This is a genomic window from Candidatus Glassbacteria bacterium, assembly GCA_019456185.1.
Taxonomy (GTDB): domain Bacteria; phylum Gemmatimonadota; class Glassbacteria; order GWA2-58-10; family GWA2-58-10; genus JAJRTS01.
The window spans coordinates 1-26,943 of sequence record VRUH01000029.1 but is presented as its reverse complement, the minus strand read 5'-3'; the positions used below and the strand labels follow the sequence as shown (position 1 = coordinate 26,943).

General features: G+C 59.3%; 19 protein-coding genes. 10 read left to right on the top strand and 9 right to left on the bottom strand.

The annotated features are described in order from the left end of the window. Positions 1–71 precede the first annotated feature (71 nt). Complete coding sequence (locus FVQ81_11280; protein ID MBW7997128.1) at positions 72–2,021, bottom strand: hypothetical protein; 1,950 nt, start codon at positions 2,019–2,021, stop codon at positions 72–74. A 188-nt stretch (positions 2,022–2,209) separates the two neighbouring features. On the opposite strand from FVQ81_11280, the gene FVQ81_11275 reads away from it, so the two are divergent. Then, complete coding sequence (locus FVQ81_11275; GenBank protein ID MBW7997127.1) at positions 2,210–3,634, top strand: amino acid permease; 1,425 nt, start codon at positions 2,210–2,212, stop codon at positions 3,632–3,634. Here the strand turns inward: FVQ81_11275 and FVQ81_11270 are convergent. Then, positions 3,612–5,087, bottom strand: coding sequence for a peptidase S10 (locus FVQ81_11270; GenBank protein ID MBW7997126.1), 1,476 nt, complete (start codon positions 5,085–5,087; stop codon positions 3,612–3,614). The two genes, FVQ81_11275 and FVQ81_11270, sit on opposite strands and share 23 nt — an antisense overlap. A gap of 501 nt (positions 5,088–5,588) precedes the next feature. Between FVQ81_11270 and FVQ81_11265 the strand changes: the two genes are divergently transcribed. Next, complete coding sequence (locus FVQ81_11265) at positions 5,589–6,521, top strand: DUF4382 domain-containing protein (protein ID MBW7997125.1); 933 nt, start codon at positions 5,589–5,591, stop codon at positions 6,519–6,521. 108 nt (positions 6,522–6,629) lie between these two features. Here FVQ81_11265 and FVQ81_11260 read toward each other — a convergent pair whose 3' ends face one another. Further along, positions 6,630–8,147 (bottom strand): DUF4832 domain-containing protein, encoded by a 1,518-nt coding sequence (locus tag FVQ81_11260; GenBank protein MBW7997124.1) that lies wholly within the window; start codon positions 8,145–8,147, stop codon positions 6,630–6,632. 280 nt (positions 8,148–8,427) lie between these two features. Here FVQ81_11260 and FVQ81_11255 point away from each other — a divergent pair, with 280 nt between their 5' ends. Next, positions 8,428–9,273 carry a DUF2178 domain-containing protein gene (locus FVQ81_11255; protein ID MBW7997123.1) on the top strand — a complete coding sequence of 282 codons (846 nt, stop codon included), beginning with the start codon at positions 8,428–8,430 and terminating at the stop codon, positions 9,271–9,273. 84 nt (positions 9,274–9,357) lie between these two features. Beyond that, positions 9,358–9,570, top strand: a complete 213-nt coding sequence (locus tag FVQ81_11250) for a helix-turn-helix transcriptional regulator (protein MBW7997122.1) — start codon at positions 9,358–9,360, stop codon at positions 9,568–9,570. Between the two features lie 126 nt (positions 9,571–9,696). Here the strand turns inward: FVQ81_11250 and FVQ81_11245 are convergent, their stop codons facing one another. Continuing rightward, positions 9,697–10,428, bottom strand: coding sequence for an outer membrane beta-barrel protein (locus tag FVQ81_11245; GenBank protein MBW7997121.1), 732 nt, complete (start codon positions 10,426–10,428; stop codon positions 9,697–9,699). A gap of 274 nt (positions 10,429–10,702) precedes the next feature. Beyond that, a complete protein-coding gene (locus FVQ81_11240) occupies positions 10,703–13,129 on the bottom strand; it encodes a DUF4962 domain-containing protein (protein ID MBW7997120.1) in 2,427 nt (808 codons plus the stop codon). 461 nt (positions 13,130–13,590) lie between these two features. On the opposite strand from FVQ81_11240, the gene FVQ81_11235 reads away from it, so the two are divergent. Next, complete coding sequence (locus tag FVQ81_11235) at positions 13,591–14,049, top strand: hypothetical protein (protein ID MBW7997119.1); 459 nt, start codon at positions 13,591–13,593, stop codon at positions 14,047–14,049. 88 nt (positions 14,050–14,137) lie between these two features. Here FVQ81_11235 and FVQ81_11230 read toward each other — a convergent pair whose 3' ends face one another. The 3 genes from FVQ81_11230 to FVQ81_11220 form a co-directional block, all read right to left on the bottom strand. Further along, positions 14,138–14,626 carry a hypothetical protein gene (locus FVQ81_11230; protein MBW7997118.1) on the bottom strand — a complete coding sequence of 163 codons (489 nt, stop codon included), beginning with the start codon at positions 14,624–14,626 and terminating at the stop codon, positions 14,138–14,140. Between the two features lie 255 nt (positions 14,627–14,881). After that, on the bottom strand, positions 14,882–16,075 hold the full coding sequence (locus FVQ81_11225; protein MBW7997117.1) for a hypothetical protein: 1,194 nt from the start codon (positions 16,073–16,075) through the stop codon (positions 14,882–14,884). 317 nt (positions 16,076–16,392) lie between these two features. Then, the gene (locus tag FVQ81_11220) at positions 16,393–18,903 is read right to left on the bottom strand and encodes a PKD domain-containing protein (GenBank protein ID MBW7997116.1); all 2,511 of its coding nucleotides are present in this window, start codon (positions 18,901–18,903) and stop codon (positions 16,393–16,395) included. Between the two features lie 159 nt (positions 18,904–19,062). Here FVQ81_11220 and FVQ81_11215 point away from each other — a divergent pair, with 159 nt between their 5' ends. From FVQ81_11215 to FVQ81_11200, 4 genes are all read left to right on the top strand, one after another. After that, on the top strand, positions 19,063–19,590 hold the full coding sequence (locus FVQ81_11215) for a hypothetical protein (GenBank protein MBW7997115.1): 528 nt from the start codon (positions 19,063–19,065) through the stop codon (positions 19,588–19,590). A gap of 144 nt (positions 19,591–19,734) precedes the next feature. Next, a complete protein-coding gene (locus tag FVQ81_11210; GenBank protein ID MBW7997114.1) occupies positions 19,735–20,631 on the top strand; it encodes a phytanoyl-CoA dioxygenase family protein in 897 nt (298 codons plus the stop codon). 187 nt (positions 20,632–20,818) lie between these two features. Further along, positions 20,819–23,194 carry a PAS domain S-box protein gene (locus FVQ81_11205; GenBank protein MBW7997113.1) on the top strand — a complete coding sequence of 792 codons (2,376 nt, stop codon included), beginning with the start codon at positions 20,819–20,821 and terminating at the stop codon, positions 23,192–23,194. 235 nt (positions 23,195–23,429) lie between these two features. Then, positions 23,430–24,380: an NmrA/HSCARG family protein gene (locus tag FVQ81_11200; GenBank protein MBW7997112.1), complete on the top strand. Its 951-nt coding sequence runs from the start codon at positions 23,430–23,432 to the stop codon at positions 24,378–24,380. A 15-nt stretch (positions 24,381–24,395) separates the two neighbouring features. On the opposite strand, the gene FVQ81_11195 is transcribed toward FVQ81_11200, so the two are convergent. Then, entirely contained in the window at positions 24,396–25,061 is a 666-nt protein-coding gene (locus FVQ81_11195) for a hypothetical protein (GenBank protein MBW7997111.1), read from the bottom strand. Between the two features lie 300 nt (positions 25,062–25,361). Here FVQ81_11195 and FVQ81_11190 point away from each other — a divergent pair. Beyond that, positions 25,362–26,943 (top strand): hypothetical protein (locus tag FVQ81_11190; protein ID MBW7997110.1); only part of this gene is annotated, 1,582 nt, incomplete at its 3' end.

The following is a 26,943-nucleotide window of genomic DNA, read 5'->3' as shown; positions in this document are numbered from 1 at the left end:
GCTTCGAAACGACCCTTGACAGCCTTTTTATCCTGAATTCATTATTTTTCAACACGCGTTTAGAGACCGGGTTATTTCAGTTCGATATGCCGCCGTGCGCCGGGTTTTCCGTCCAGCGTAAGCACTCCCGAGGGCAGCCGGATCTCCACTGTCCCGGCCGAGGCGCCCAGCAGCTTCACCGCGGCCGACGGTGCGCCCTGGTCGGCGATATCGAGCACCTGGACGAACGTATAGGAACCGTCGGCCCGCCGCCCGGCGCCGACCTCGATCCGTCCGGCGCCCAGGCTGGCATTCTCGGCGTCGCGCGGCGGGTATACGGCATCGGCGACAGTGAAAGCCGGGACCGTTTCGATAACCGCGTCGGCCGGGGCCAGTACGTACCCCACCACCCGCGCCCCCCCGTCGGCAACCGTAAAGCTGCGCCCGCCCACAGAGGGTTCGACCGTGTAGTGCCACAGTACCCGCGGCTGCAGTTCCCGGTCGGCCAGGGCCACGTTGTCGATAACCACCAGGAACCGCTCGCGGTCCCAGGCCAGTTCGCGCACCACCCGCCGGGCGCGTCCATCCGGATAAGCGGCGGTGAAATCGGCGGCGAGGTAGGTCAGGTTGTCGTACTCGGCATAGGCGGTCACGTTCCCGTACTCGCGCCGGGCGTCATCGCGGTAATGGCCGATCGTGTGCATGCCCTGGTTGCTGTAGAACCGCTGCGAGCCGGCATCCTCCGGGTCATCCGGGTCGGAAATCAGGATCGTATTGTGGGCGATCGAGTTGTGGAAGTAGTTGCGGTAGTGGTCGCTGGTGGTGCCGCCGGCGTAGCTCCCGCCCTCGATCAGCAGCGGGGCGCGGCGGAACACCTCCATGTGGCCGGCGTCGAAATGGCCGTGGTTGTCGAAATAGTCTCCGCACTTGAAGAAGATAAACGTGTCGTCCTCATCCCAGCCGGTGCGCCAGAAAGCCATCCCCGCGCCACGGGGGCCGAACAGCTCCCGAGGCGGCAGCATCTCGCGGGGCGAACCCTCGCACTCGGCGTCCCAGTAGAGCAGTACCTGGTACTCGTTGCCCATCTCCGTGCCGATCCGGTTGCGGGTGCCGCCGGCGTGACGCTCCAGCAGGTAGTTCAGGTAACCCGCGCCCACCGGCTCGTCGTAGTAGTGGGCCCGCTCGCTGACAACTCGGAAGCTGAACCGCTCGGTGCCGCGGAAGAAATTATCGCCGTAGCGCACCATCAGCCCGTCGGGCTGCTCGCCGTAGATCACGAACAGCGCCTCGCGCCAGGCCCAGTCTCCCTGTTGTTCGCGGATAGTACGCCACAGGTTTTCTCCGGTGGCGGTGTACCAGGCGGCGATAAAGTGCCCCACCAGCCACATCGTGTACTTGCGGCCGTAGGCCATGCTGTTGTGCACCGCGCCGTCCTGGACCTGACGGGCGGGGAACAGGTCGTTGCGGTACTTACCGTAGGCCCAGGAGATGAACTCGTCCGCCTCGGGGTGGTGGCCGGCCAGCGCCAGCCCGGCCACGCCCGCTCCGGTGGGATAGCCGTACATCCTGGTGTGGAAGATATGCGCTCCCTGGCCGTCGTACATCTCGATACAGCGCCGGGCGCCGCGGGCCAGGTTGGCGATCACCGCCTGCTTGTCGTCCTCGCCGAAGGCGGGGTTGTTGTAGAGCCAGTCGAAAGCCATCGCATCCCACATCAGCTCCAGACCCGCATCGGTGGTGTTCCCGTAACCCTTGCGCTCCTTGAGCAGACGGATGCATTCGCGCGCGGCCTCGCTGTCGCCGGTAACAAGCGCCTTGAGCGCCCAGCCTTGGGGACCGCGGCGGGTCAGGTCGTCCATGAAGGGCCTGTAACGGGGATCGGCCGCCCGCTCTTTGAGCGTGGCGGTGGTGATACTGCGCTCCCCCCAGGCGCTGTCGCGGAAAAACAGCCGGGGGTGCGAGTCGAACACCTCCGCGGCTCCCGCTGTCTGCAGGAGAAGGAGAAGCGGGCAAACCAGCAGTAGTGCTCTACGGTACGGCATGGCTGGGACTCCTTTGGCTGGTAGTGGGCAACGGCCGGGGAGACAAGCGCCGGCAACCGGCCCTTGTATGCGAATCTTACAGCCTGCGTTCCCGCCAGTCAAGAGAGCGGCTGAGCGGAATCGCTTGACTTTTCGCTTCTGAGCGCTTTAACTGGGCGGCGGAAGCTGTTACGAACCGGGAGTGCTGAATGACGGACAACGGAGCCGGAAAGCAACTGCAGCGTATCGGGTGGGTGGCCGCCGCCAGCCTGGTTGTATCCAATATGGTCGGCTCGGGCATTTTCACCACCAGCGGGTTCCTGCTACAAAACCTGCGTTCGCCGTGGCTGCTGCTGGTAATCTGGGCGGTTGGCGGGGCGCTGGCCGTGGCCGGCACCCTGTGCTACGCCGAACTCGGGGCCAGCCTGCCCCAAGTGGGCGGCGATTATATCTACCTGCGCAAAGCCTACGGGCCGCTGTGGGCGTTTTTCACCGGCTGGATGGCTTTTTTCGCGGGAATCGGCGCGCCGATCGGGCTGGCCGCGCTGACCTGCATGGAATACCTCTCGACTTTCGTGCCGGTCCTGACTGTCCAGGGCCACGAGCCGCTGATCGGCATCTGGGGCCTGACCATTACGGTATCGGCCGGGCAGGTCGCGGCCGCGGGCCTGATCTGGCTGCTGACCGGGGTGCACTGGCTGGGAATCCGGACGGGGGGCAGGTGGCAGAGCGCGATCACCATGCTCAATGTCGGCTTGATCGCCGGATTTATCCTGGCCGCGCTGATCGCCGGGGGAGGGGACTGGAGCAATCTCAACCGGCTCGTTCCGCCGGAAAGCTCGGCGTCCGGCTCGACAGGGGCGATGTTCGCGATAAGCCTGATCTGGGTGATGTTCGCTTATTCGGGGTTCAACGCGGCGGCCTACGTGGCGGGTGAAATCGACAACCCGTCGCGCAACCTCCCGCGCGGCCTGATTACCGGAGTGGTTACGGTAACCGTGATGTACCTGGGGCTGAACCTGGTCTATATCCTGGCGGCGGAGCCGGGCGAGCTGGCGGGCAAGCTCGACGTGGCCCGGGTCGCGGCGGCCGGTTTGTTCGGCAGGAGGGCGGAGATGCTGGTCAGCGTGGTGATAGTTACCTGCGCGATCGCGGCCACCAGCGCGATGATCTGCGTGGGACCGCGGATCTACAGCCAGATGGCCCGTGACGGAGTTTTTTTCGCCGCCGCCGCCCGGATCCACCCGCAACGCGGCACTCCGGGAGGGGCACTGCTGCTGCAGGCGATCTGGGCCAGCACCCTGATTTTTTTCGGTAGTTTCGACCAGTTACTGACCTTTACCGGTTTCCTGCTCAGCCTGTTCAGCGCGCTGAGCGTGGCCTCGGTGATTGTCCTGCGCCGTCGTTTCCCCGATCTTCCCCGGCCCTACAAGGCCTGGGGTTATCCGGTAACCCCGCTGCTCTACGTGGCGGTGTCGCTGTGGATGATGGTCTGGTCGTTATTTTCCAGGCCCGGCGAGAGCCTGATCGGCCTGGGGATCGTGGGCGCGGGGCTGCCGGTTTACTATTTCTGGCGCCGGCGCTCCGGCGCAGCGCCGTCCACCGGCGAACCTACCGATACAGCGCCCCCTTGATAAACTCAGCCAGGTCTTTCTTGAGCATCTCCAGCGACGGCATGTGGACGTACATCATATGGCCCGCCTCGTAGTAGCCCATGCTCACGTTGTCCCGCAGCGATTTATCCAGGCCCAGATGGCTGAACGTATACTCGGTGGCGTAATACGGGGTGGCCAGGTCGTAGTAACCGTTGGCCGCGAACACTTTGAGGTACGGGTTGCGGGTCATCGCCAGGCGCAGGGTCTCGCCGAAATTGAGGTACCTGTTCTCCCAGTCGCCGTAGTTCCATGGGTAGACGCGGCCGGTGAGGATTTCGTATGGCAGGTCGCTTTCATATTTGAGTTCGGTGCGGACGTAGTGGTTGAGCGTGGCGGTGAACGGACCCTGGGCCGCGGCGTAGCTGGCGTCGTAGTCCGGGTGCGAGCCGGTCATCCGCCGGTCGATACCGGTGAAGCGGCTGTCGAAGCGCCCGACTGTCAGGCCGCGCTCGCGCAGCAGCTCCTTGCCGAACTCCCGCATCGAAACCCGCAGCTCCGAGCGTTCGATAAACTGCTCGCTCAGTCCGGTGTAGCGGGCAAGCTGCCGCACGATTTCCGAGCGTTCGTCCTCCGGCAGCTTATTTCCCCTGAGCAGGGCCACGCTGTAGCGGCCCTCGGTGAACGTCTCGACTTCATCGAGCAGTTCGCTCAGCGAACTCCAGCGGGACTTGTCGAGGGCGTCGTGGTACCAGGCGGTAGCGGCGTAACTGGGCAGGAACAGGACATAGGGCAGGTCGTTGCCCAGGGTGAACCGCAGGGTCTGGAAATCCAGGACTGCGCTGACCAGGATTATCCCGTTGAGGTACATGCCGAGTTCACCCTGAAGGTGTTCGCTGAGGCCCGCCGCCCGGGTGGTGCCGTAGCTCTCGCCGATCAGGAATTTGGGCGAGGCCCAGCGGTTGTTGCGGGTGGTGTAGCGACGGATAAACTCGCCCACCGAGCGGATATCCTCGCGCACGCCGTGGAACTCCGACTTGTCAGTCTCGGGGGCCGGGCGGCTGAACCCGGTGCTGACCGGATCGATAAACACCAGGTCGCAGCGGTCGAGCAGCGAGTACTGGTTGTCCACCAGGGCGAACGGCGGGGCCGGCAGTGAACCGTCCTCCTCCAGCGCCACCCGGCGGGGTCCGAGCACGCCCAGGTGCAGCCAGACCGAGCTGGACCCCGGTCCTCCGTTGAAACAGAACGCCAGTGGACGGCGCGCCGGGTCCTGGACGCCATCGCGCGTGTAGGAGATATAAAAGACACTCGCCTTGGGGTCGCCGAACTCCTCGCTCAGCAGCATCGTGCCGGCCGTGGCGGTGTAGCTGACAGCTTTGCCGCCGATTGTCACCCGTCCGCTGGTGACAGAGCTGGTTTCCTCCAGTTTCGATTCGTCATTATTTGTCTCGCCTTTTTCATCCTGCGCCAGTCCGGCGGTGGTAACGGCCATGATAGTCAGCAACGCGGCCAGAGCGGGACGGTAGATGAAGATATGCATTTCGCGTTCTCCTTGAATGAGGCTGAAAATTATTATCACGCTGTTCAATGCTAATTCACTGGAGGCCCGCTGGCAAGCGCTCAGACTGTTCGGGCAGAAAAAACCGCCCGGGAAGTATCCCGAGCGGTCTGTGAGGAGGAATCTCAAGCGTAAACCGGCAGTTCCGGCTTAATGTTCTCACCACGTGTGGATATGAATAAAAGGTTGTGAATATTAACAAGTGCGTGCCGGGCAAAGACTCGATAATAAGAAGCAATGTCAGATATGCCATGCTTTATAGTGTTGATATTCAACGAGTTGCAAAGAGCAGGCTCGATTGCCAAATTTTGGCATGATGGTTGCAATTATTTATAGTTTCGTTTCGGCAACCGATCCGCTAACTGGCAAAGCGTTGGTCGGGACACCGAGTCTGTAAGTTAGATTTTCATAAATCTGCCGGGGAGGATTACAGAAATGCGAATGTTGAGAACTTTTTTAATCGCATTGTTGCCGGTTACGGCCATCGGGTTGGCCTGCAGCAGCGATGAAGGCGCAAACAACCTGACCGGTCCGGTTCCGGGCCAGTCGACCAGCACGGCGCGGGTTCTGCTCACAGACGCGCCCGCGACGTTTGACTCCGTACTGATAACCTTCAGCGAGGTAAGCATCAAGAGCGACAGCGGCTGGGCCGTTCTCAGCAGCGAAACCCAGACTCACGACTTGCTGAGCCTCACCGGCGGAGTGACAACCGTCCTGGGTGAAACCGAACTCGAGGCGGGATCCTACGGACAGATCAGGCTGACGATCACCGATGCGGTGGTTGTGATCGACGGTATGCGGCACACGCTGACCGTACCGGGCGGGGCAACGAGCGGTCTGAAAATCGGTAACGGGTTCGTGGTCGAGGAAGGTTTAGATATCGACCTCGTGCTCGATTTCGATGCCGCGCGCTCGGTCGTTGTGGCCGGTAACAGCGGCAGGTTCCTGCTTAAACCGGTGATCCGTCTGGTCCAGGAAGGCGAAAGCGGCAGGATCGAAGGCGAGGTCGTAGTTCCGGTAGACAGCACAGTCGAGGGCTGGACAGCCTATGCTTTCGCCGGCAGCGACACCGTTTCCTCGAGCCTCCTTAAATTCAAGGAGGTGGACGGGCAGCTCCAGGGAGAGTTCAAGCTGAGTTTCCTGCCTGAGGGCAGCTACACTGTGGTCTTAACCGACAGCACCGGCGCCGAGGTCCATTCATACGGTTCCGTTTCGGTTTCTGCGGAGATGACAACCAAACTTGAAACCCAGTATCTCTTGGGCGCTGTAAGCGGCGGATTGGTTGGCAACGATGCAGAGAACAGCACCATTATCCGTCAGCTTGCGGCGGCGAGGCCGTGGAACCACCTGGCGCTGAGAGCATGCTGACCGATTGCAGCGCTTAAGCGGCAATCAAAAGGCCTCCGGGTTTCCCGGAGGCCTTTTGTTAATCCGAGCGGGTTTCCTGCCTTCCCCGCTGGGAGCCTCCGGGACAGATTACGGGACACGGTTCGGGTCGCGGCCCCTGTGGCCGGCGTCCCTGCTGACAGCTATCTTGCCCAGGCTGTACCACCCGTCAGCGCCGCGGCCCTCGATTGCGAACCTGATGTTCGGCTCGCGGGTACGGGGGTCGAGAATAGCGATAGCGAAATCATAGGTTCCCTCCGGCATGTCCGCGGGAAGGTAGACCTCGCTGTCGTAGACAATGTCGCCGGGCAGCCATTCACGGATGTCCGCATCGGTGAGCAGGATTTCGCTGTGCGCGGAGTTTTTCAGCCGGATCGCGAACGGGAACGGATGGTAGCAGGGGGCCACGCCCTTGTTTTCCCACCAGGTGGCGAACGCGATCTGGCCGTGGGGCCGGATCGCCGAGGGGAACGTGAACTTGCGCAGCACGAACCGATAGCCCATCTTTTTCAGCCACTCATCCACCAGGGGCTGCCACTCTTTGGGCACGGGGGAGCTCTTGGCGTTGAAACTGGAGATATGCCATTTCAGCGCCTGGTCGAAAACGTATTTCACAACTTCCTCGTCGTACTGCTGCCTGTTTTTCCAACTGCGGAACGTGCCGCAGATTTCCAGGCTGACCGGGGCTTTCTTCCAGGCGTCTTTCATCCCGCTGGTGACAATCTGCTGGGGGTAGATATCCAGCATGTGGCACCAGTCGCCGCGGTCCTCGCGCCAGAATCCCATGTCGCCCAGGCAGTCGAGCCGCCAGCCGAGGTGGCGCATGCGGGGGCCCTCGCCGTTGTTGCGCCCGCCGGGCCAGTAGGCGGCGATCGGCAGGCCCCGCACCATCAGCCCCGGATCGGGAGCGTCGCCGTTGAGCGGCTGGAAGATCAGGTGCGATTTCTTGAACCCGTCGAGGTAGCAATACACCAGCTGCCGCCAGATATGAGGGTCGACCTCGTGGCTGCCGGAACCCTCGCCCCAGAAACCGACCAGCGAGACATCCACCGCCTCCAGGTCCGGGTGGCCGTCGTAACGCGCGCCCAGCGCCCGGATCAGCCCGCCGAAATGTTCGAGGTAGAGCGGGTTCTCGGGGTGTGTGCGCCACTTGCGGGGCAGCTCCGGCTCTTCTCCAACCAGCTCACGGTACCAGTCCGGCACGTCCTTGTCATCGCCGCCGCCGTAGGGCGCGATCCGCAGGATGACGGTCTGGCCGCGCGCGGCGGCGGTTTCGAACACTCTGTCGAACTGGGCGAAATCGATACTGTCGGGCGCGGGATGGATATAGCGCCAGTAGACCCGCCAGTAAACCAGCGAGGTGGCCGGGTGGTCCTCGTTGGTCAGGTCGCCGTCGAAATCCTGGTAGACAATCGGGAAGCCCTCGGTCCAGCGGCTGCCGGCGTTGAGCGTGTCTCCGTTGAAGCGCTGGAAGGTCATGAAGCCGATCCCCGGGTTGACCAGCACGTCGTCGATCTCCCTGGGACGGACCAGCACAGTTTCCTGGCCGGTAAGCCAGGTGGCGGCGATCAGCAGACAAAAAGTGGTGAAAGAAATGAGCTTGCGCATGGGCGGACTCCGGCTGAAGGAACGGTTGAACGGGTTCGGCGTGGAGTGGAGAAGATGGCGAATCTTAGCCCGCAGCAGTCGGGAAGTCAACCGTTTCTTTCCAGCGGAAAGAAAAACGGTCGTCCATCTCCACTATCAATAATCTTAGCAGACAATGCGTAATAAATTCAAATAATGGCAATAAATACTTGACATATAGCAATATAATTCTTACAATAAGTAAGAAAGATATTGCATAAGGAGACTTTGCACCAAATTAACAGTAAGTCAGGAGGGTGCCATGAGACCATTACTAAAATTTGCCTGGGTTAACCTGATTATTGCTGCCATTCTAGTTATGGCCTCCGTCATCCAATTTTTCGTTAATGGCATTGTATCGATGAGTCCGGCAGTAATAGCGCTATTTGTAATTGGGCCATTAATTGTCAGGCTGAGTAAGGATAAAATTTCGTGGGATGAACGAGACGGAGAGATAGATCGGCAGGCTGCGACGGCCGGATTATGGACAGTATTTATTTATTTCACTGCGGTTGGAGTATACGTCATGCTGGATTTTGATAAAAATCCGGTTGAGCATCAAATGTTCATCAACTATTTCTGCGTAGGTTACCTGCTTTTCTTTACGGCAGCATCCTTAGCGACAATAGTGTTGTTTGGTTGGAGCAGGGAAAAACCCGGCGGAATCTTTGAAATACTCAGGGAGATGACACCACGACATAAAGAAGCAGCAATCGTCTTGCCATTTGTATTATCGATGTTGATCATTGCGCTTCTACGTTTTCCAGTAAGTGGACATACACCTGGAGATATTGCTTTGGGTATTGCATTAATGCTTATTCCCTTGGTTTCATTCTTTTTATTTCCCTTTTTAATGATTGTTCCCAGGCAGGATGAGTTTTATCAGGCAGTAAGTAACAGAGCGAGGAGAGTCAGGCTCTGGAGTGGAGCCATCACGGGTATTGCAGGCTTAATGATTATCGCCGCTCTCTATCTGTTCAAAGGGCCGGAGGCAATTCACGCTAATCTCTTCGCCGTCACAGGGTTCTGCGCCTTCAGCATGGGAATTCTGGGGTTTCTGGTCTGTCTGCTGCCCGGGTCGGCAACACCTGCGGAAAATTCCCGGTAAAGCTGTGATATATTATTCCCCGTGGGATTATGATTTACATTCAACATGTATAATCAGAATCGCAGAACCAAAGGAAACTGAATTATGAGAGGCAAACTCAATAATAATATCCGTCGCCTGCGTTTCGATAACGATGAGATGACCCAGCAGCAACTGGCCGATACTGTCGGTGTGGCGCGTCAGACCATTACAGCCCTGGAAGCCGGCAAATATACCCCCTCGTTACTGCTGGCATTCAGTATTTCCCACGCTTTCGGGGTCGGCGTGGAGGATGTTTTTCAGTATGTAATAGACTGATGGTGCAATAGTTAAGTATTTCCCGCCGGTCGCCCCGTCCCGCGCTCTTCCTCTCCAAACAGAAAAGGACCGCAGCGCACTTAAGCGCCGCGGTCCTTAAACAACCGGCCTTAATACAGCAACCCGCTAAAATCCCACCCTTACACCCATGTTCAGGTGGACTATCCCGTCGAACGCCGGGTTGTTGCTGATCCACATGTAGCCGCCGCCGGCCAGCAGGTTGAGATGCTCCTTGAGGATAATCTCGACTCCGGCCTCGGTGCGGGCGGCGAAACTGGTGTTGATCAGCCTGCCGACACCGTAGTACGAGCTGCTTTTCTGGTTGTGACGGTACAGCCCGGCGCCCGCTTGGCCGTAGAAATTGAACAGGTTGCGCCCCGCGGTCTGGAACTTTATTCCCGGCGTGAAAGACAGCCCCCAGGCCAGGTTCGGCAGCGAGTTGGAGTACGGCCCGTAGTATCCCGACCCGTAGTAGGAGGGATAAAAAAACGGCGAGTAGATTCCGGGTTCCACATAGCCATAGCCTCCCGACCTGCCGGTCCGCTGCTGCTGGTACGCGTCGGGGTACGCCTGGCTCGATGCCGGAGTGCCGGAGTAGAAATAGAACGACAGCGACACCGGCACCAGCGCCACGTGACGGTTCAGGCGGTAGTGAAGATCTCCGCTGACAATCCCGGAGGTGGCTAGGTAATCGTAGGCCGGGAGGCTGCCGGTATTCATCCCGACACCGGCCTGGAACTTGATCGACAGTGCTCCCCACTCCGAATCGTCCGCCGCTGCCGCCAGGGACGCGGCCAGCAGCAGGATTGACGTAACGCATGCCAACCTGTGCATGGTATACCTCCGCGGATTACACATACCGGCGCTTAAAATCCTGGACGGGAAACAGTCCAACTCATTATATGCGCTGAATTAAGCAAAGTCAAGCTAGGGTTGTGTCCTGAGAAGTATATGTAATAATTCGACGCTCTGGTAATGGTTCGATCAACTCAAGCTGAAATCCCCCCTGGCCCCCCTTTGGCAAAGGGGGGAAGCGGCTTCCCCCTTTCGTAAAGGGGGATCGAGGGGGATTTATAATCCGCTTTTTTTCCTACATTATTTGCAGGATACAACACTAGGGCAACAACCCCTCTTACCAGCGCAGGTTCAGGAACTCGGAAATCGTCAGCTCATCACTCACGACGGCGCCCTGCTCGCGCCAGACTTTCATCCGCACCTCGAACCGGACCTCTTTCGCCTTCTCGGCATTTGAGACAACCAGGTGCCACTGGTCGGGATAGGGCGTGTCCGGCCGTTCCCACAGGTTGCCGGGGTCGGCGCTGAATTTGTCGTGCTGGGTGAACGTGATCTTTTCCGGCGCGACAAACTCCGCCAGCAGCCGCACATCACCTCGGCGGATCAGCACCGTGCGGGCGTCCTCGTTGATCTCCATTTCTTGCGCGGCGTGCAGCAGCCAGTCGAACCGGACCGGCTCGGGCGCTGCCAGCTCGTCGACCACCACAAACTCGCGGGGCCGCTTGAAATAGACATGCCGCACAAACTTATCGAGCAGACCGTGGTAAGCCTCGGTGGCGTCGCCCGCGGCATGGGCCACGGAGCCGTCTTCAGCCGTTCCAGCCGAGAAATCGATAATCTTTCCCCGCGAGGTCCGGTCGCGGGCGCGCTGGCCCTCGCCCTCCACCAGCACCGAGTTATGGGCGCGGGTCTGCCAGGACCAGGTGGTGTGGTGGGGATGGCCGTAGTGGGGGTAGAAGCCGCTCTGGATCGCCAGCGCACGGCCGAAAGCCTGGATATAGAACGCGTTCTGGTCGGCGTAGATATGGCTCCAGGCCCCGTAAGGCGAGCTTTTGAGCAGGATAAAAGCCTCGTCGGGGTCCGAGGGGTCCTGGTGCAGGGCCGCGATCCCGACCCCGTCGAACCGGTAGCCGCGCGGGATATCGGTTGGCGCTTTCGGCTGCGGGGCGCCGGGTCCTTCGTCAAGCCAGAAGAAACTCATAATCCCGCTGGGGACGATTGTTTCGGAGACCGGCAGGTGTCCCCTGGGGTCGCTCATCTCCGCTCGCCAGCGGAAATAGGGATTGTCGAACACGGAGGCGAGCCGGTAGAGATTGATCTTGTTGGCCGGCCAGTACATCCCGATTCCCGTGTCGGCGAACGGTTGCTGGGCGGCGAACCAGGGGTCGGCGTAAATTTTGAACCAGCCGTTGTTGCGGTAGAACGGGGTGCGCAGCACGTCGAGCCCCATCCCTTTCTCCAGGCAGAACGCCGACTGGAGCATGTAGTTGAAATACATCCCCCAGTAGTTGGGGCCCTCGCTGTAGCCGCCGTCCTTTCCGCCCCAGGCCGGGTAGAAACTGGTGATCACTGGAATGAGGTAATTGAACCATTGCCTCGGCCCTTCGGCCTCGCCCCAGAGCACGGTGGCAACCTGGGTCATGTAGTTTACCAGCCGGGTCTGGTGGCTGGCGTAGGGCCGCAGGTGATACGCCCCGCGGCTGTACCACCAGCGCGTGTACGCCTGTTCCGCGCGGGTAACCAGCATGTTCCTGATTGTTTCGCGCTCGGGCTCGCTGAGCTTGTCGTAGATCCAGTCGTAGGCGCGGGCGCCGTTGAGCAGGATCGGCATCGCCACCTCGTCGTTGTACGACATGCCGCTCGTTCCCTCCGGATCCCATTGGGCCAGATGGAGCAGCCACTCTTTGGCCCGGTCCGAGTACTTGTCGTCGCCGGTAATCAGATGGCAAAAGCCGAGGAAGTCCAGCACCTGACCCATCTTGCGGGCCTGGTCGTAATATATGCGCCAGAGTTCGTAGCGGAAGTCCCTGCTTTCTGGATACGGCGGCGGCTCGGTCATCAGCGGGTGGGCCAGCAGGGTATCGGTAACGGCCTCGATCCGCGCCCACAGTTCGCGGTGGGGTTCGCTCGTGAGTATCAGGGAGCGGATGCTGTCCATTTCTTCGGGCCTGACAAACAGGCGCGGGTGAGAGCAGGGAATATTTTCCACCAGTTTTTCCAGCGGAGGAACAGTGTATTCCCAGGCCCCGTCCGGCACGATAAAAGAGCGGGAATCGCTGGGGGGCGACAGGGTGGCGTCGCCGTAGACATTGCGCCAGCGCCAGTACCAGCGTCCCGCGCCGAGTGTAAAGGAGGGCCGGTGAAGCGGGAGCCAGAGTCCGGCCACCAGGTGGGTTGGGCCGCGATGGTAGGCCACCGGCGGAGTAAACTCCGCGTGGGGCAGCAGGGCCTCGGCGGCGCCACCGATCAGGCCGCCGGCGTGCGGGAACGTACTGTCGCGCGAGAGCTCGAGCACCCAGGACACGGCTTCATCCTCGGGCAGCCAGTGGAACCCCGGGGGATCGTTGCCCACCGTGTCCCCGTCCGCGGGTCCCGGCGGCATCAGCATCGAGTCGATCCGGGCAGCGGCGTCGAGGTACTGATAACTGCCCCCGGCGCGGGTGGAGGGCCGCGGCGTGTGACCGCCGCAGGAAGTGAGGATCAGTGCAGCGAGAGCGAGAAAAGTCGTGGTTAGGGTTGCTGAAATCGTGCGGACCGGCAGCATTTAGCACCTCGCGGCCAGGGTTAGGTGACGGCTGGATGTTCTCCGGCGGCAGGGCCGGCGGCATGAGGATATTAGAAGCTGTTTCATAACCTTGAAACGGGACAACCCCCGCCTGCTTTGCAGGCACCCCCTTTGTTAAGGGGGAATTGTCCGGTCTCAGGTTTTTTCGTACGGTGGCTGGGGTTATCCGGTTTTAGTCCCCCTTAGAAAAGGGGGAAACAGGGGGTTGTGTTTTTGGGATTACCTGCCAATGGGCGAAAGTTTGAAATAAAAACTCCAGTTATGAAACAGCTTTTAATAGATGGGTGGCGGCGGACCGTGCTGTCAAGAAAAACGGGCGGGAGTGTCAATAATGGAATTCTCAAGAGGTGTTTGACAACCGGCTCCGCACCGGCGATAATTATCCAGGGGGGAACCGTACCCCGGGCAGGTCCTTTCCAACCATCTCCCGGAGGCTTTGCATGAACAAAAGAGTCCTGATCGCGATCCTGCTGGTCTATCTGTGCTGGTTCGCACTGGATTTCGTGATCCACGAGATGATTCTCGGCGACACCTACGAGGCCACGGCCCGGTTCTGGCGTCCGATGGCGGAAATGAAAAGGGGCCTGTTGCAGGTGGTAAGCATTATCGCGGCCACCTCATTCGTCCTGATCTACTCGCTGTGGTTCAAGGAGCAGAGCGCAATGGCCGGTCTGAAGTACGGCCTGCTCTTCGGTCTCGGCACCGGGGTCGGCATGGGCTACGGGATGTACTCCGTGATGCCGATCCCTTATTTCATGGCATTCACCTGGTTCATGGGCACGGTGGTCGAGGCCGGTGTGGCCGGTCTGGTTACGGGCCTGGTAGTCAGGGAACCCGCCGCCGCCGAGTCTGTGGCCAGCCCGTCACCGCCGCCGGTTGATACCTCGGGTGAGGGATAACGGAATAACAATAGCTCGACATTTTAACAAAGGCCGCGGCTGATCTTGGCAGCCGCGGCCTTTTCTTATTTTCGGCAGGCGAAAGGGTTCAACTGCCAGGCGGCGGGCTATTGCGGTTCCAGATCTCGCGTGCGATTTTCCACGACCCGTCGGGCTGTTGCTGGCAGATCGCGATGATCTTCCCGTGCTCCTCGGCCGCCTCTCCGCCAGCCTTGGGACTGATCCTCAGGATGTACTCGCTTGCGTGGAACGCCCAGCCATCAGCCACCACGATCTCTTCGGTCCCTTCGACCGGCCAGGTCCCCTCGACCGAGAACTGCTCGAAGAGACCGCGGTAGAAATCCTCGAGCGCCTGGCTGCCTCTGAAGCCCTGCGCGTCCGGGGGCATCGACACGTAGTCGTCGGTACGCAAGGCAACCAGTGCGGCAACATCTTCGGTTTCAACTCCCGCGGACCACGCCTGTGTGAGAGCCTGGATCGCCGCGACATCAGCCTCGGTCCGCTCCGCGGCCGGCTGGCAAGCGGAGAGAGTGAGCGCCACGAACAGGAGAATAACCATACTTGGTAGGACTCTCATCGGAAGCCTCCCTGGATGAGGTTCGGGGACCTGCATGATACACCTGAGCCCCCGGTCAAATGGGGGGCCGGCCACGAGTACTAGATTCCTTGCACGTTTCCGCTTTTATGGCCTGCCAACGGCCTGCGGTTCAGCTGCCGCCGACCTCTACGCAAAGAACTTCTGAAAAGAAAAAGAGCGTCAAGAACAGACAAAACTGCAGGAAAAACAACAGAGCAAAGGCGGTCACGGTGGAACCGCTGGTTAGCCGAAAAACTATTTATTATCAAAACTACCAATCCAAGCCCAGTTCAGTTGAACCGAGTCAGATGGTAATTTTACCATTATGCCATCGTCCATCAGCGCCTTTAAGCAAATCTGCTCTACCCAATGTTTGACTATTCCGATAAAGCAACCGTATTCTTTTTCATCCAAACCAGGTCGCATCTTTTTAAACAGTTTCTTAACTTCCGTCTGTGAATCGACATAAACTTCTTCCATTATTTCACTACCTATGGCATCGAATTTTTCGAGCAGCTTATCGATGTCATCCTGATAAAATACCGGAAATGCAATTGTATAATTTGTCCCCTCTTTCGATATCCATTTTGCCTTGATAAGGGTCTTGATAATCTTTTTGACATTCCTGCATGGCTCCTTCGACACCTCACAAAGGCCATCAATATTATCCGATCCTTTACTCATTAAATGCCGGACTAAAGTCCATTGCTCCTTTTTTAACCAAGTTAACTTTGGACGAAGATCGGCTCTAGTACAATACCAGACTCCGAATCCATCATTCTCATAAATTCCCCTGCTGTTAGCGAAAACAAATTCTTCCTTGCCTCCTTCAATGCAATGAATCCAATACCTGCCCCCTCCAGGTCTTACAGGAGCTGTTTTGCTATAGGGAAGCCCATACCTACGAGAACCTCGCTCCATTACAGCCATATCAGTACCCCAAGATCCCAAAATAAGATGCGACATGGATGTCCAATTAAAACCCTGCCGTTCAAAGCTGCACCTGTCAAATACATCTCTTATATTATCCAATTCCTTTCTAATAATTTCTAATTCCTTTGCTGCAAGTTTCTCCGCAAGACGTCTTACATCATGTTTCTCTTCTTTATCAAGAAAGATAAAGTTGGCCACATATTTCCCTTCTTTTACTTTAACTATTTCCAGTTCCCTGCATTCCTCCAATTTCCTTTTGACTAAATCCTCGTCCAGCCCTGTTATTGTAGATACGGCAAGGGGATCTTTGGGGGTTTTCCTTATCTCAAACAGCATTTTTCCTACCAATGGATCGTCGGTCAAACGAAATGGATTAAAGCGTCCTGGAGAAACTCCTCCATTTAAGTAAAAATTAAATGGGCTGGAATCTTCTATTTTTGAAGATCCATTTCTGTTGCATGATATTTGGACAATAACTAAAAGCATCAGGCTCAAAACCAGGATTCTCTTTTTCATTAGTCATTCCTTTCTATTGCTGGTTTTTATCGGCTAACTAGGGTTTATACAGAACTATGATAAAAACCTTTACATGACAAATACAGCTATGTAATACCTCACAATAAGTCTAAAGTAAAACACATAAAATGATAAATAACAATCCGTTGCAACATTAAGCAAAAAAAGCTGTGGAATTTTATACAGTCTGTATAAAACCCCAAATAAACATCGTCGACTATAAGCTGTCTGTTTAAACCATGAAATTAAAGCCTGAGACTGCTGTGTCGAGACCGACCGCTAGACCTTCACCCGCCGGGTGACCCATCTTTTACCTCTTAAAGGATTCCAGCCAACTCGCTGTAATCTCTCAGGTAAAACACCCGGCCGCGGCCGTGTTTGATTCCCCGGGCTTCAGTCGCGGCGGTTTCAAGATTGCCAGCCAGCCCGGGAAATGTCTGCTCGATCCAGTTGGCGTTTTCCTGCTCGAAAAACAGCAGCGTCCCGCCGTTTTCAACATACTCCGCAAGTTTGCCCGGGTAGGCGGCAATGTTGGCCGTGTTGCACTCCAGCGCGCCCCGCTCCACAACCACGGCGCGGAACCGGTCGAGTCCGGGTGCGCAGTACAGGTCGGGCACCTGGAAGAACGCTGCTCCGGCGAGGTTCAGCGTCTGTCCGGCCAGGCTGCCGGCCTGTTTCAGATTTCCGATCACGGCCACATCCGGCGGGGCCACGCGCCAGATTGCTTCCTCGGCCATCAGGTATGGTCCGATTACGTGGAGGTCGTTGTCGCGGCGGTGGGCCGTCAGCCAGCGGTCAAGGTCCAGGCGGGGCATCGTGCCCTGGCAGGCGTCGGAAATATACGGGTAGTCCCGGTGTCCCATCCCGATCCGCTGCTGGAGACCGTTGTAGCCGCGGCGGGCGCAGTCGAGGTAGGGCTCCTCCGGCAGCACGCCCGCCTCGACCAGCCGGCAGATCGAGTAGACGAACATGCTCGTGCCCGTGGTCTCGAACCACATGCCGGGGTAGTCCCGGCGGTCCACCACCAGCGCCCACAGGCCAGTCTCGGGGTCCTGGGCGTGGATCAGGCCGGTGAAAAATTGTCTGACGATATCTTCCAGCCGCTCCCACAGGGGATGGTTCCTGTCCAGCCGGGTCATCAGCTCGGTGAACGCCAGCGCCACCCAGCCGTCGGCCCGGTTCCACTTGCTGTCGTTAAGTCCCGAGGGCCGCTCGGGCGAGGTGAAATACGCCTGGTGGTCCATGTCGATCGCCATGAAAAACAGGCTGTCGGCCGGGTCCTGGAAGTACTCGGCGAACCGCACCATCTGCACCGCGGCCTCGTCCAGCAGGGCCTGCTCGCCGCTGTCCTCCCAGGCGACTCCGCGCAACTGGCACTTGAAATAGGTGAAATCCACAATCGCGCGGCGGCCGCCCCAGCCGTGGGGACTCCACAGCAGCTCCCGCGGCAGGGCGTGGTCGACAGCCAGGCTCTGCCGCCAGACCTCGCGGGCCATGCGGACGTAGGTGCTGTCGCCGGTGATCCGGAATATCCTCCACGCCGGGGCCATCAGCGAGTAGAGGTCCACGAAATTGTGGTCCGGCGTCATGTCGTCTTTGAACGGCCGGTTGTCCCAGCGCTCGATCAGCCGTTTGCGGAAGAACCCCTGGAGATATTCCAGCAGCTCCGGGTCGCCGCTACGCTCGTAGACATCCAGCATGCCGCTGAGTACCAGCGCGGTGCGGTAGTTCGGCCCTACCCGTCCGGGGTCGGGGTAGTAGCGGTGCATGAACGCATCCACCAGCAGATCGTTCCAGCGGCGCTCTTCGGCGGGGCCGGCCACCACCCGGCCGGCGGCATGGTCGGCACGGCCGTCGGCCGAAACAACCCTGGCGGTTACCTGGAAGGTTCCGGCTGACGCGTAGGCATGCTCCACCTCGATTCCCTCGGCAGTCCCGCCGTCGCCGAAATCCCAACTGCAGCCGGCCGCCCGCCCGCCGTTTTCAAACTCGGCTCTGAACCGGACTTCGGCGCCCGCCGGTCCGTGGGAGGGTTCGACGCGGATCGAGGCGACCGGCAGGGATGCTCCGGCGGCCCGCTGTTTCATGTACTCCACCACGTTTTCAAACAGCAGCACGCCGCCCTCGAGCGGATGGGGCACAATCGAGGCGTTCCCGGCGTGGTACAGGTCGATCAGCGGCTGGCAGACCAGCACGTGGCCGTCGCCAACCGCGGACTCGAATATGCTGCCGACATCGTTGGGCGGGTTGTCGAGCTTGTAGTCGAATGTCGGGTGTTCGCCGTTTTTGGCCAGCAGGACGGTCCATTCGGGCGCGGTATAGGTTACCCGCGACGGTTCCTCCAGCCCGGCCAGGTAGCGCAGCCTGTGCGGGCGGTTGAATATCGGGTGGGTGGTGTCCGCGATCTGCTCGGAGTAGTCGATATTGCCCCAGCCGGAGGGGTCCTCGGCGGCGAAGCGGATTTCGTGGGGCAGAAAATCAGCGGAATAATTTTTGTCGCTGATCCCGAAGGCGAGCAGGCAGCCGCCGTCACGCACCCAGGCTGTCAGGATGTGGTTACTGCTAGCCGTACCGGCGGCGTCCACGGCGAACGCTCCGCGCGGCAGGATCAGCAACTCGATACCGGCCAGTGATTCCGCGGTAATCAGCTCAACCACCCGGAACGGCTCGCCCATCCGCTCCAGGGCCTGGTCCAGCCGCTGCCATTGTCCGTGAGTGCCGGCGATCCCGACTCGCACCTCGCCGTGGCCGCCGGATTTTGCGCAGGAAGAGAAAAGGACGGCGGCCAGGAGTACTGCCGCGGCGGGAAAGGCGGAAAGTGTTTTCATCGCGATTAGCTCCGGTGAGGATCTGGGCAGGTGGCGGCGCTCGCCACTCGGCTCCGGGACAAATCCGCACAATGAGTTTCATTTCAGCTGTTTCAGCACTATAATAGCTCAGGGCCGCTCTCCAAAGAAAAATCCGGTGCAACGTCTGTTTCAGCAGGGGTGGCGCAGCTGAGATTTTCCGCTGAAAAAATCATCGCTCTCTGGCTGACGGCCGCTGTTTTCGTTGCCGCCTGCGCCAGTCATACGGTGAGCTCAGCTCCTCCTCCGGGCGCGGGGCCTGTCGAGAACCCGGCCGGGACCGAGGCGGAGTTTGTCGGTGTTCCGATTATCGGCGACTACGACGTCGACGGCGACCTGGATTTCGTCCTGCGGGCCGACAGCGGCGAATACGTGTACAAAATCAGGGTGCACGAGGATATGCGGATGGGCAACAGCAGCCTGGTCAGCGACCTGCGAAGCTGGATCAACGAGATTGTCGACCTGGAACCGGTGCGGGTGGCCGGCTCCTACACCCCCGAGTACAGGGGGGACAATTTCGAGTACGGCGCACTGGCATTGCGGGAGATTTCCTTTCTGGACAGCCTGTCAACTTTCGAGCCGCCTTATCGCACCGATCCCTCCAGGCTTTCCCACTATTTAATGGCGATAGGCGTGGGCGTTGTGTTCTTTTTTTCCGGCGGCAGGTAGCGGCAGCCGGAGCCGACTCTTCAGCTCCCGCCCCGCCAGAGCGCCTCATCCGGCCACTTGACCGCTCGCCGCTCATCGTCTATAGTTGAAGCCGAAATTCACTTCGAGTAATTAGGCGGGGAACCTGAAGATAAAGAGGGTGCGATGAGCGCAGAGAACGGGCATGTGGAATACGTGAAAATCGGCGGGATGGCGGGAAACATGTTCCCCAGGGCGGATACAGCCGGGGAGCGGAAGAAATTCGAGTTGAGCGGCGGGCTGGTTGATACCTACCGGGAACGGGGATTTGTCGGGCCGGTGCGGGTGTTCGACCAGGAGCAGGTGGAGGTCCTGCTGGAGAGCTTGGAAAAGATGGTGTCGCCGGGGTTCCCGAGGGTGGATGAACTGATTGCCAAGGACCATAGCGCCGGCCTGACTTTCGACCGCTTCATGACCTATTTCCAGGGGGCCTGGATGGTCGACGAGGGTTTCCACGACGCCGTGTTCAACCCCGGGATAACCGTGCCGGCCTCCCAGTTGATGGATACCCCCCGCGTCCGGTTCTGGCACGATCAGATGTTCTACAAACCAGCCAACCACGGCGGCGTGGTGGCCTGGCACCAGGATTATTCCTACTGGACCTGCACCGAGCCGATGGGCCACCTGACCGTCTTTATCGCCCTGGACGAGACCACTCTGGAGAACGGTTGCCTGCACCTGGTGCCCGGCTCCCACAGATGGCCGCTGCTGCCGATGACCCGGTTGTTCGGCGGGGACGATTGCATGGAGCGGATCAAGGAGGCGCTGAGCCCCGAACAGCTCGATCAGTTCAAGCCGGAGCCGCTGCCGCTCGAAGCCGGCGAGGCCAGCTTCCACCATCCCCTCACGGTCCACGGCTCCTACTCCAACCGCACGGACAAACCACGTCGCGCCCTGGTGCTGAATTACATGCTGCCCGACACGCGCTCGGCCAGCGACGAGGCCCTGATGCCCGGCAGCGAGCCTGTGCCCAAAGGGGAAATCGTCGGCGGCGACTGGTTCCCGATCGTGATCGAGCGCTGAGGGAGCGATTTTACTCGAAAGAATTCCCCCCGAAGACTTACTTCGGGGTGTCGTAAACAATCAAGAAACTTTATCACCAACGGAGCGAAGCGAAGTTGGCGTGATACCCCGCAGCAACCGGGGAGATAGTTCAAACTGTTTGCAATTCGTCGTATCTCTTGAGCGATACAACCAGCGAGACGGAACCATGCCCGGCAAAAGCGTAAACACGAAAACAGAGCAAAGAGTCAGGGACCTGGAGAAGCGGGTGCGCGGACTGAAACGGGAGCTGGCCGGGCGCGAGCCGGAGCTCGAGTCGCTGACGCATCAGGTCCAGCTGGCCTACGCAATTCTGGACAACGTACCCTCGTTTGCCACGGTCAAGGACAGCGAGGGCCGTTATCTGCTGGTCAATAAGGAGGCGCAGAGAATTATCGGCAAGAGCAGCGCGGAAATAATCGGCAGGACGCCGTTCGAGCTCTACTCCGAAGCGATCGCCCGCAAAATCCATGAGGACGATCTGACCGTGCTCAGGAAAGGGGTGACATTAACCACCGAGGAAAATCTGCCCGACGAAGCCGGCAGACAGTATTTCACAACCAAGGTGCCCTTGTTCGACGAAGCCGGGAAGACGAAGGGCCTGATCGGCCTGGCGGTTGACATATCCGAGCTGAAACGGGCCCAGGAAATGCTAGCTCGGCGGGAAGCGCATCTTAGCGCCATATTCAACAATGCGGCCGCAGGCATGGCGGTGGGTACCCCGGAGGGAAAGCATATCAGGGTGAACAGCCGGATGCTGACCATGTTCGGCTACGAGGATGAGGGGGAATTCCTGAAACTGAGCATCCTGGATCTTTCTCACCCTGATTTCAGGAAGGAATACAGTGGGGTCCTCGAAAGATTGTCAAACAGGGAAATAAATTTCTACAAAACAGAAAAGGTTTTTCTTCGCAGGGACGGCGGAACTTTCTGGGGCGAGATTTACCTGTCCCCGATCCCGGTTTCACCCGATGAGGAGGAACTGTTTCTTACGATGATTGTTGATATCGGCGAACGCAAAAGGGCGGAGAAAGCTCTGCGCGAAAGCGAGGAGCGATTCAGGAAACTGGCCGAAATGCTGCCTGAATCGATCCTGGAGACCGACATCGGGGGACGAATCACCTTTGCCAACCGCAGCGCAATCAATCAGCTGGGTTTCACTCGGCAGGAGCTGGCAAACGGTCTGAAAATAACCGATTTCTTTGCCTCGGAAGATGTCGAGGCTGCAACCCGCAACATAACGGACATCATGCGGGGCGAAAACGTGGGACTCAAGCAGTTTACGATCAGGAGGGTTGACGGCAGCACTTTCCCCGCCCTGGTCCACGCAACGGCGATTCTGGAAAGGGATATCCCGGTAGGGCTGCGCGGATTCTTTATCGATATCACCGAGAGGTTTCAACTGGAGGAGGAACGCCGCCGCTCCTCGAACCTCGAGGCGGTCGGATTGCTGGCCGGGGGGATCGCCCACGACTTCAACAACATTCTGGCCTCGATCGTGGGTTATGTCAACATGGCCCAGATTGCCGGCGAAAAGGGAGAGGAACTCAACAGCTTTCTGGACTCGGCGGAATCTGTGGCGATGCGGGCCAAGAACCTGACCCAGCAGTTGCTCACGTTTGCCAAGGGCGGCGTGCCGGTAAAAGCGGTCGTTTCGCTCCCTCAGTTGATCGGCAATTCGGCCGGGATTTCCCTGATCGGCTCCAATGTCCGCGGCGAATTCAACATCGACGACGACCTGTGGCCAGCTGAGATCGACGAGGGCCAGATCAGCCAGGTGCTGAATAACCTGATAATCAACGCCAAGCAGGCCATGCCGGATGGCGGCGTTATCCGGATCGCGGCCAAAAACCTGATAGTCAAAAAGAGCAGCGCGCTGCTGCCGCTCAAAAAAGGACGCTATCTCAAGATCTCGGTCGAGGACAGCGGGACCGGCATACCCAAGGAGCAGAGAAACAAGATTTTCGAGCCGTATTTTACGACCAAGACCGAGGGCAGCGGTCTGGGTCTTACCACCAGTTATTCAATCATCAGGAAGCACGACGGGTTTATCGATGTGGAATCCGAACCGGGACAGGGCGCGACTTTTCATCTCTACCTGCCGGCTGCAGTTGACAAGTCTGTCCCGCCGCCGGAAGAAATTGAAGAAAAAACCTATGCCAGCGGCCGGGTGCTGCTGATGGATGACGAGCGGGACCTGGTGAAGGCGATAACCGGTATCCTGGAGTTTTTCGGCAGTGATGTCGAGCATGCGCGCGACGGCCGGGAGGCGCTGGCCAAATACAAATCCGGCATCCGGTCCGGGCGGCCGTTCGACGTGGTGGTGATGGACCTGACCATTCCCGGCGGCATGGGCGGCAGGGAGACTATCGGTAAACTGCTCGAAATAGACCCGCAGGCCAAAGTGATCGTTTCCAGCGGTTACTCGGAGGACGCGGTTATGGCTGATTACAGGGATTACGGTTTCTCTTACGCGATTACAAAACCGTACGGTTACAAGGAACTGATGGAAGCGATCAGCATGGTGCTGCTGGGGAGAGGGTAAGTATTTTTTCACACCGGGCACTCGATCCATCCGCCCGCGGAAAAGCCGCGACTCGTCTCGAAGAAAAAGGGCCTTTTATCTTGAGGCTCTTTCTTTTATATTTATAATGAGAAGCAGAATCATTGCTTGTTGCCGGCTGGCCATTCGTGACCAGGGAGGTCCGCCGGTAAAACATGAACCAGGAGTGGCCGGGTCGGCCGGCACGGCTGTTTTAATAATAAACAGGGGGTTGAGCATGGACGACAGGAAAATCATCGCGGTAGTTGGGGCCACCGGCTCTCAGGGAGGAGGTCTGGTAAGGGCAATTCTGGGCGACAGCGGCGGGGAATTCGCCGTTCGCGCACTGACCAGGAACACCGGCTCGGATCGCGCACGGGAACTTGAAAGTCTCGGCGCGGAACTGGCCGAAGTAGATATCGATGATCAGGGGAGCGTGGCGCGGGCTCTCGAAGGTGCCTGGGGAGTATTCTGCGTCACCTTCTTCTGGGACCACTTCTCTCCAAACAAGGAGCGCGCACATGCCGCCCACATGGCCGGGGCGGCCAAACAAGCCGGAGTAAACCACGTAATCTGGTCCACCCTGGAGGATACGCGAAAATGGGTTCCGCTTGACGACGACAGGATGCCGACCTTGATGGAAAAGTACAAGGTGCCTCATTTCGATGCCAAGGGCGAGGCCGACACTTTGTTTTCGGAGTCGGGGCTGCCGGTGACATTCCTGCTGACTTCGTTCTACTGGGATAACTTGATCCATTTCGGCATGGGGCCAAAACCCGGGCCGGACGGCAGCCTGGCGATCACGTTCCCGATGGGGGACAAAAAGCTGCCGGGGATCGCCTCTGAAGATATCGGCAAATGCGCCTACGGGATCTTCAAACGGGGCAGCGAGTATGCAGGCAAGACCGTCGGGATCGCCGGTGAGCATCTGACCGGCGGCCAGATGGCCGAATCACTGAGCCGGGCGCTTGGTAAACCTGTGCGCTACAACGACGTGCCGCCCGAGGTTTACCGTGGGTTCGGTTTTCCCGGGGCCGAGGACCTGGGTAACATGTTCCAGTTCAAGCGCGACTTCGAGCAGTATTTCTGCGGCGCCCGCGACCCCCGGTTCGCACGCTCACTCAACCCGGAACTCAAAACATTCGACCGCTGGCTTGAACTGAACCTCGAGCAGATCCCGTTGGAATGAGGCGGTATCGGCGGCTCACAGCTCGCTCATCGCATCCCAGTACATCAACTCCAGGCCCTGCAGCAGCCTGGCCGCCCGCCGGATAGTCCGCGGGGCCACGCCCCGCTCCAGCCCGGCGGCCACAACCTCCAGGGCGTCTGTCTCGAAAGACGGAGGGGTATTGGCGAACATCTCGAAAAAGGCCAGGGATGATTTTTCAAACCCGTAACGCTCTTCCAGCGCCTTCGCCATCCGTCCGCAGTTGGCGCCCCAGGCCGCGAAATTGACCAGGAACGCCGCCGCCAGTTCCGCGGCCGAGCCGTAAACGCCCAGCCAGGCCACGAAATGGGCGTAGGCCACTCCCGGCGGGCTGGGTTCGTAGTCGGCCAGTCGGCTCTCGTCCATCCCCAGCGCCCCGGCAAAAGCCAGACAGAAATCGTAGGCGGCCGACTCGCCCTGGAACAGGTCGGCAAGGTACTTCCTGCCGGGCAGCGGACCGTGGCGGGCCAGCAGCATGGCTACGCTGCGCATGTCGCTGCCGATGATATGGTACTGGTGGCCGGCGAATCCCCGCAACGCCTCGCGCGAGACGCCGCCATCCTCCAGCGCGGCCAGATACCGATGGTTCTTTATCCTGCCGTCCAGCTCCTTCAGCTCGTTCCTGATCCCATCTATCAGCTCCCGTGCATTATCCTGAGCCATTGTCTCCTCCCTCCCTGTTGATCTAACCGCAACCGCCCGTGAATCATCAGTTTTCGGGCCGCCGCCGGCGATTGACCTTCACCGCAAAACTCGCAGTTAACCTCTTCGATGTCAAATGAAAAACCATAACTCAGGTTATACCATTTACTTGCATTATCCCTGTTCCGGGTTTAACAATTAATCGATCTCCCCGTAAAATTTCGGCACCCATCACATCCACTGCAGAGGTTAAAAATGAAGCGGTCAGCTACTGCACTAATCGCGCGGATTTTATTTCTAGCGGCCCTGGCCGCAGCCTTTATGACCGATCCCGCCGCCGCGCAGAGCTACAAAATTTCCACCGGGCATGCCGAGGCGATTCTCGACCTCGAAACGATGAGTGTCGATGTGCGGCACCTCGAAGCCGGCGTGAACTGGCGCATGAGCCGCAACGGGGCGGGGGAGTTTGTCTATGAACTGGATGGCGAGCTCCGCGAGGTCTCGCTGGCCGAGTCGAAAAACAAGAAAGTCAACCGGCTGGGACCGGGCGCGCTCCAGGTCCTGCTCGTTGATTTCCGGCTGGAGCTGCTGATCTATTTCGAGGAGCCCGGCGGTGAACTGGTATTCAGGCTGGCGCCGCTGGAGGAGGACCACGGTTTCAAGATCAAGGGAGTCATCTACCCGCGGCCGTTCGAGGTGCCGATCCGCTCCGACAGCTACTCGTTTTTCGGGATCAGCCAGGGCGTGCTGATTCCAGGCGACTGGCAGGAGCATGAGGACCTGCTCAACCCGATCCAGCTCGATGACCGGCAGCGCTTCGAGTTGTTCGGCGAGTTGATGGACCGGCCCTCGCACTGGTGGGACCACCAGGAATGGGACCAGGCCGGGTTGATCTACGCCGAGCGGATGGCCTGTTTCGGCGCGCACCAGCCGGGTTCCGGGTTCCTGGGCTATATCGATGACGGCTGCCGGATGGACAATTTCATGCACGTCCGCCACAATCCGGGGCAGCACACCGATTACAAGATCTACTGGCGGTCCTCGATGGGCAGCCTGAGCTACCCGCGGATTATCCGCTACCATTTCGAGAAGGACGCCGGCTACGCCGAACTGGCCCGCCATTACCGCGCGTATTACGGGAAGCTGGGTTATCTCAAGACCCTGGCCGAAAAGAACGAGGCCAACGGCGATGTTGAAAAGCTGCTGGGCGCGGTCAACCTGCGGGCCAGGGTCAGCCGCAAGGACCACCGGACTTTCGCTTTCGAAATCTACAACACCTTCACCGAGATCGGCCGTCAGGTGGAGGAATTCCGCGAGGTGACCGGGGCCGGACGGGCGTCGGTGTCGTTCACCGGCTGGCAGCGCTACGGCCACGACCAGGAGTACCCGGACATTATTCCGCCCAACATGTACGCCGGCGGCCCCTACGGGATCGACTCGCTGGCCCGCAAGGTGAAAGCGATGGGTTACGTGTTCGGGCTGGCCACCGACAACTACTGCGACATCACGCTCGACTCCCCCTCGTTCCGCGAGGAGGTGACTCTCAAGGACAGCCGGGGCCGCTACGTGCGGCGCAGCACCTGGGGCGCGGGAGTCAACTCGCTGATCTGTCCCCGCTGGGCGATCCGGTTCCTGCGCCGCAACTGGGAGGTGGGCCGCACCGACTACCCGTTCGTGCGCGGGCTGCTCGACACGGCCCGTCCCCAGCACTACCTACTGGGCAATTATGTCTGCAACTGGGAGTGCTACGACCCGGTCCACCCGCTGACCCGCAACGAGAACCGCGCCGCCCTGGCCGGGATTTTCGACTATTTCAGCCGGCAGAAAGTGCTGCTCACTATCGAGCACCACAACGACTGGGTTGTGCCCTGGGTGGTCAGCGTCCGGACCCGGGAGGCCCATG

Coding starts and splice junctions, on each gene's coding strand:
- FVQ81_11280 (MBW7997128.1), bottom strand. CDS start 2,021: ATGCCGTACCGTAGAGCACTACTGCTGGTTTGCCCGCTTCTCCTTCTC.
- FVQ81_11270 (MBW7997126.1), bottom strand. CDS start 5,087: ATGGCCGTTACCACCGCCGGACTGGCGCAGGATGAAAAAGGCGAGACA.
- FVQ81_11235 (MBW7997119.1), top strand. CDS start 13,591: ATGAACAAAAGAGTCCTGATCGCGATCCTGCTGGTCTATCTGTGCTGG.
- FVQ81_11220 (MBW7997116.1), bottom strand. CDS start 18,903: ATGAAAACACTTTCCGCCTTTCCCGCCGCGGCAGTACTCCTGGCCGCC.
- FVQ81_11255 (MBW7997123.1), top strand. CDS start 8,428: ATGAGACCATTACTAAAATTTGCCTGGGTTAACCTGATTATTGCTGCC.
- FVQ81_11265 (MBW7997125.1), top strand. CDS start 5,589: ATGCGAATGTTGAGAACTTTTTTAATCGCATTGTTGCCGGTTACGGCC.
- FVQ81_11225 (MBW7997117.1), bottom strand. CDS start 16,075: ATGAAAAAGAGAATCCTGGTTTTGAGCCTGATGCTTTTAGTTATTGTC.
- FVQ81_11260 (MBW7997124.1), bottom strand. CDS start 8,147: ATGCGCAAGCTCATTTCTTTCACCACTTTTTGTCTGCTGATCGCCGCC.
- FVQ81_11245 (MBW7997121.1), bottom strand. CDS start 10,428: ATGTGTAATCCGCGGAGGTATACCATGCACAGGTTGGCATGCGTTACG.
- FVQ81_11200 (MBW7997112.1), top strand. CDS start 23,430: ATGGACGACAGGAAAATCATCGCGGTAGTTGGGGCCACCGGCTCTCAG.
- FVQ81_11230 (MBW7997118.1), bottom strand. CDS start 14,626: ATGAGAGTCCTACCAAGTATGGTTATTCTCCTGTTCGTGGCGCTCACT.
- FVQ81_11275 (MBW7997127.1), top strand. CDS start 2,210: ATGACGGACAACGGAGCCGGAAAGCAACTGCAGCGTATCGGGTGGGTG.
- FVQ81_11195 (MBW7997111.1), bottom strand. CDS start 25,061: ATGGCTCAGGATAATGCACGGGAGCTGATAGATGGGATCAGGAACGAG.
- FVQ81_11250 (MBW7997122.1), top strand. CDS start 9,358: ATGAGAGGCAAACTCAATAATAATATCCGTCGCCTGCGTTTCGATAAC.
- FVQ81_11205 (MBW7997113.1), top strand. CDS start 20,819: ATGCCCGGCAAAAGCGTAAACACGAAAACAGAGCAAAGAGTCAGGGAC.
- FVQ81_11240 (MBW7997120.1), bottom strand. CDS start 13,129: ATGCTGCCGGTCCGCACGATTTCAGCAACCCTAACCACGACTTTTCTC.
- FVQ81_11210 (MBW7997114.1), top strand. CDS start 19,735: ATGAGCGCAGAGAACGGGCATGTGGAATACGTGAAAATCGGCGGGATG.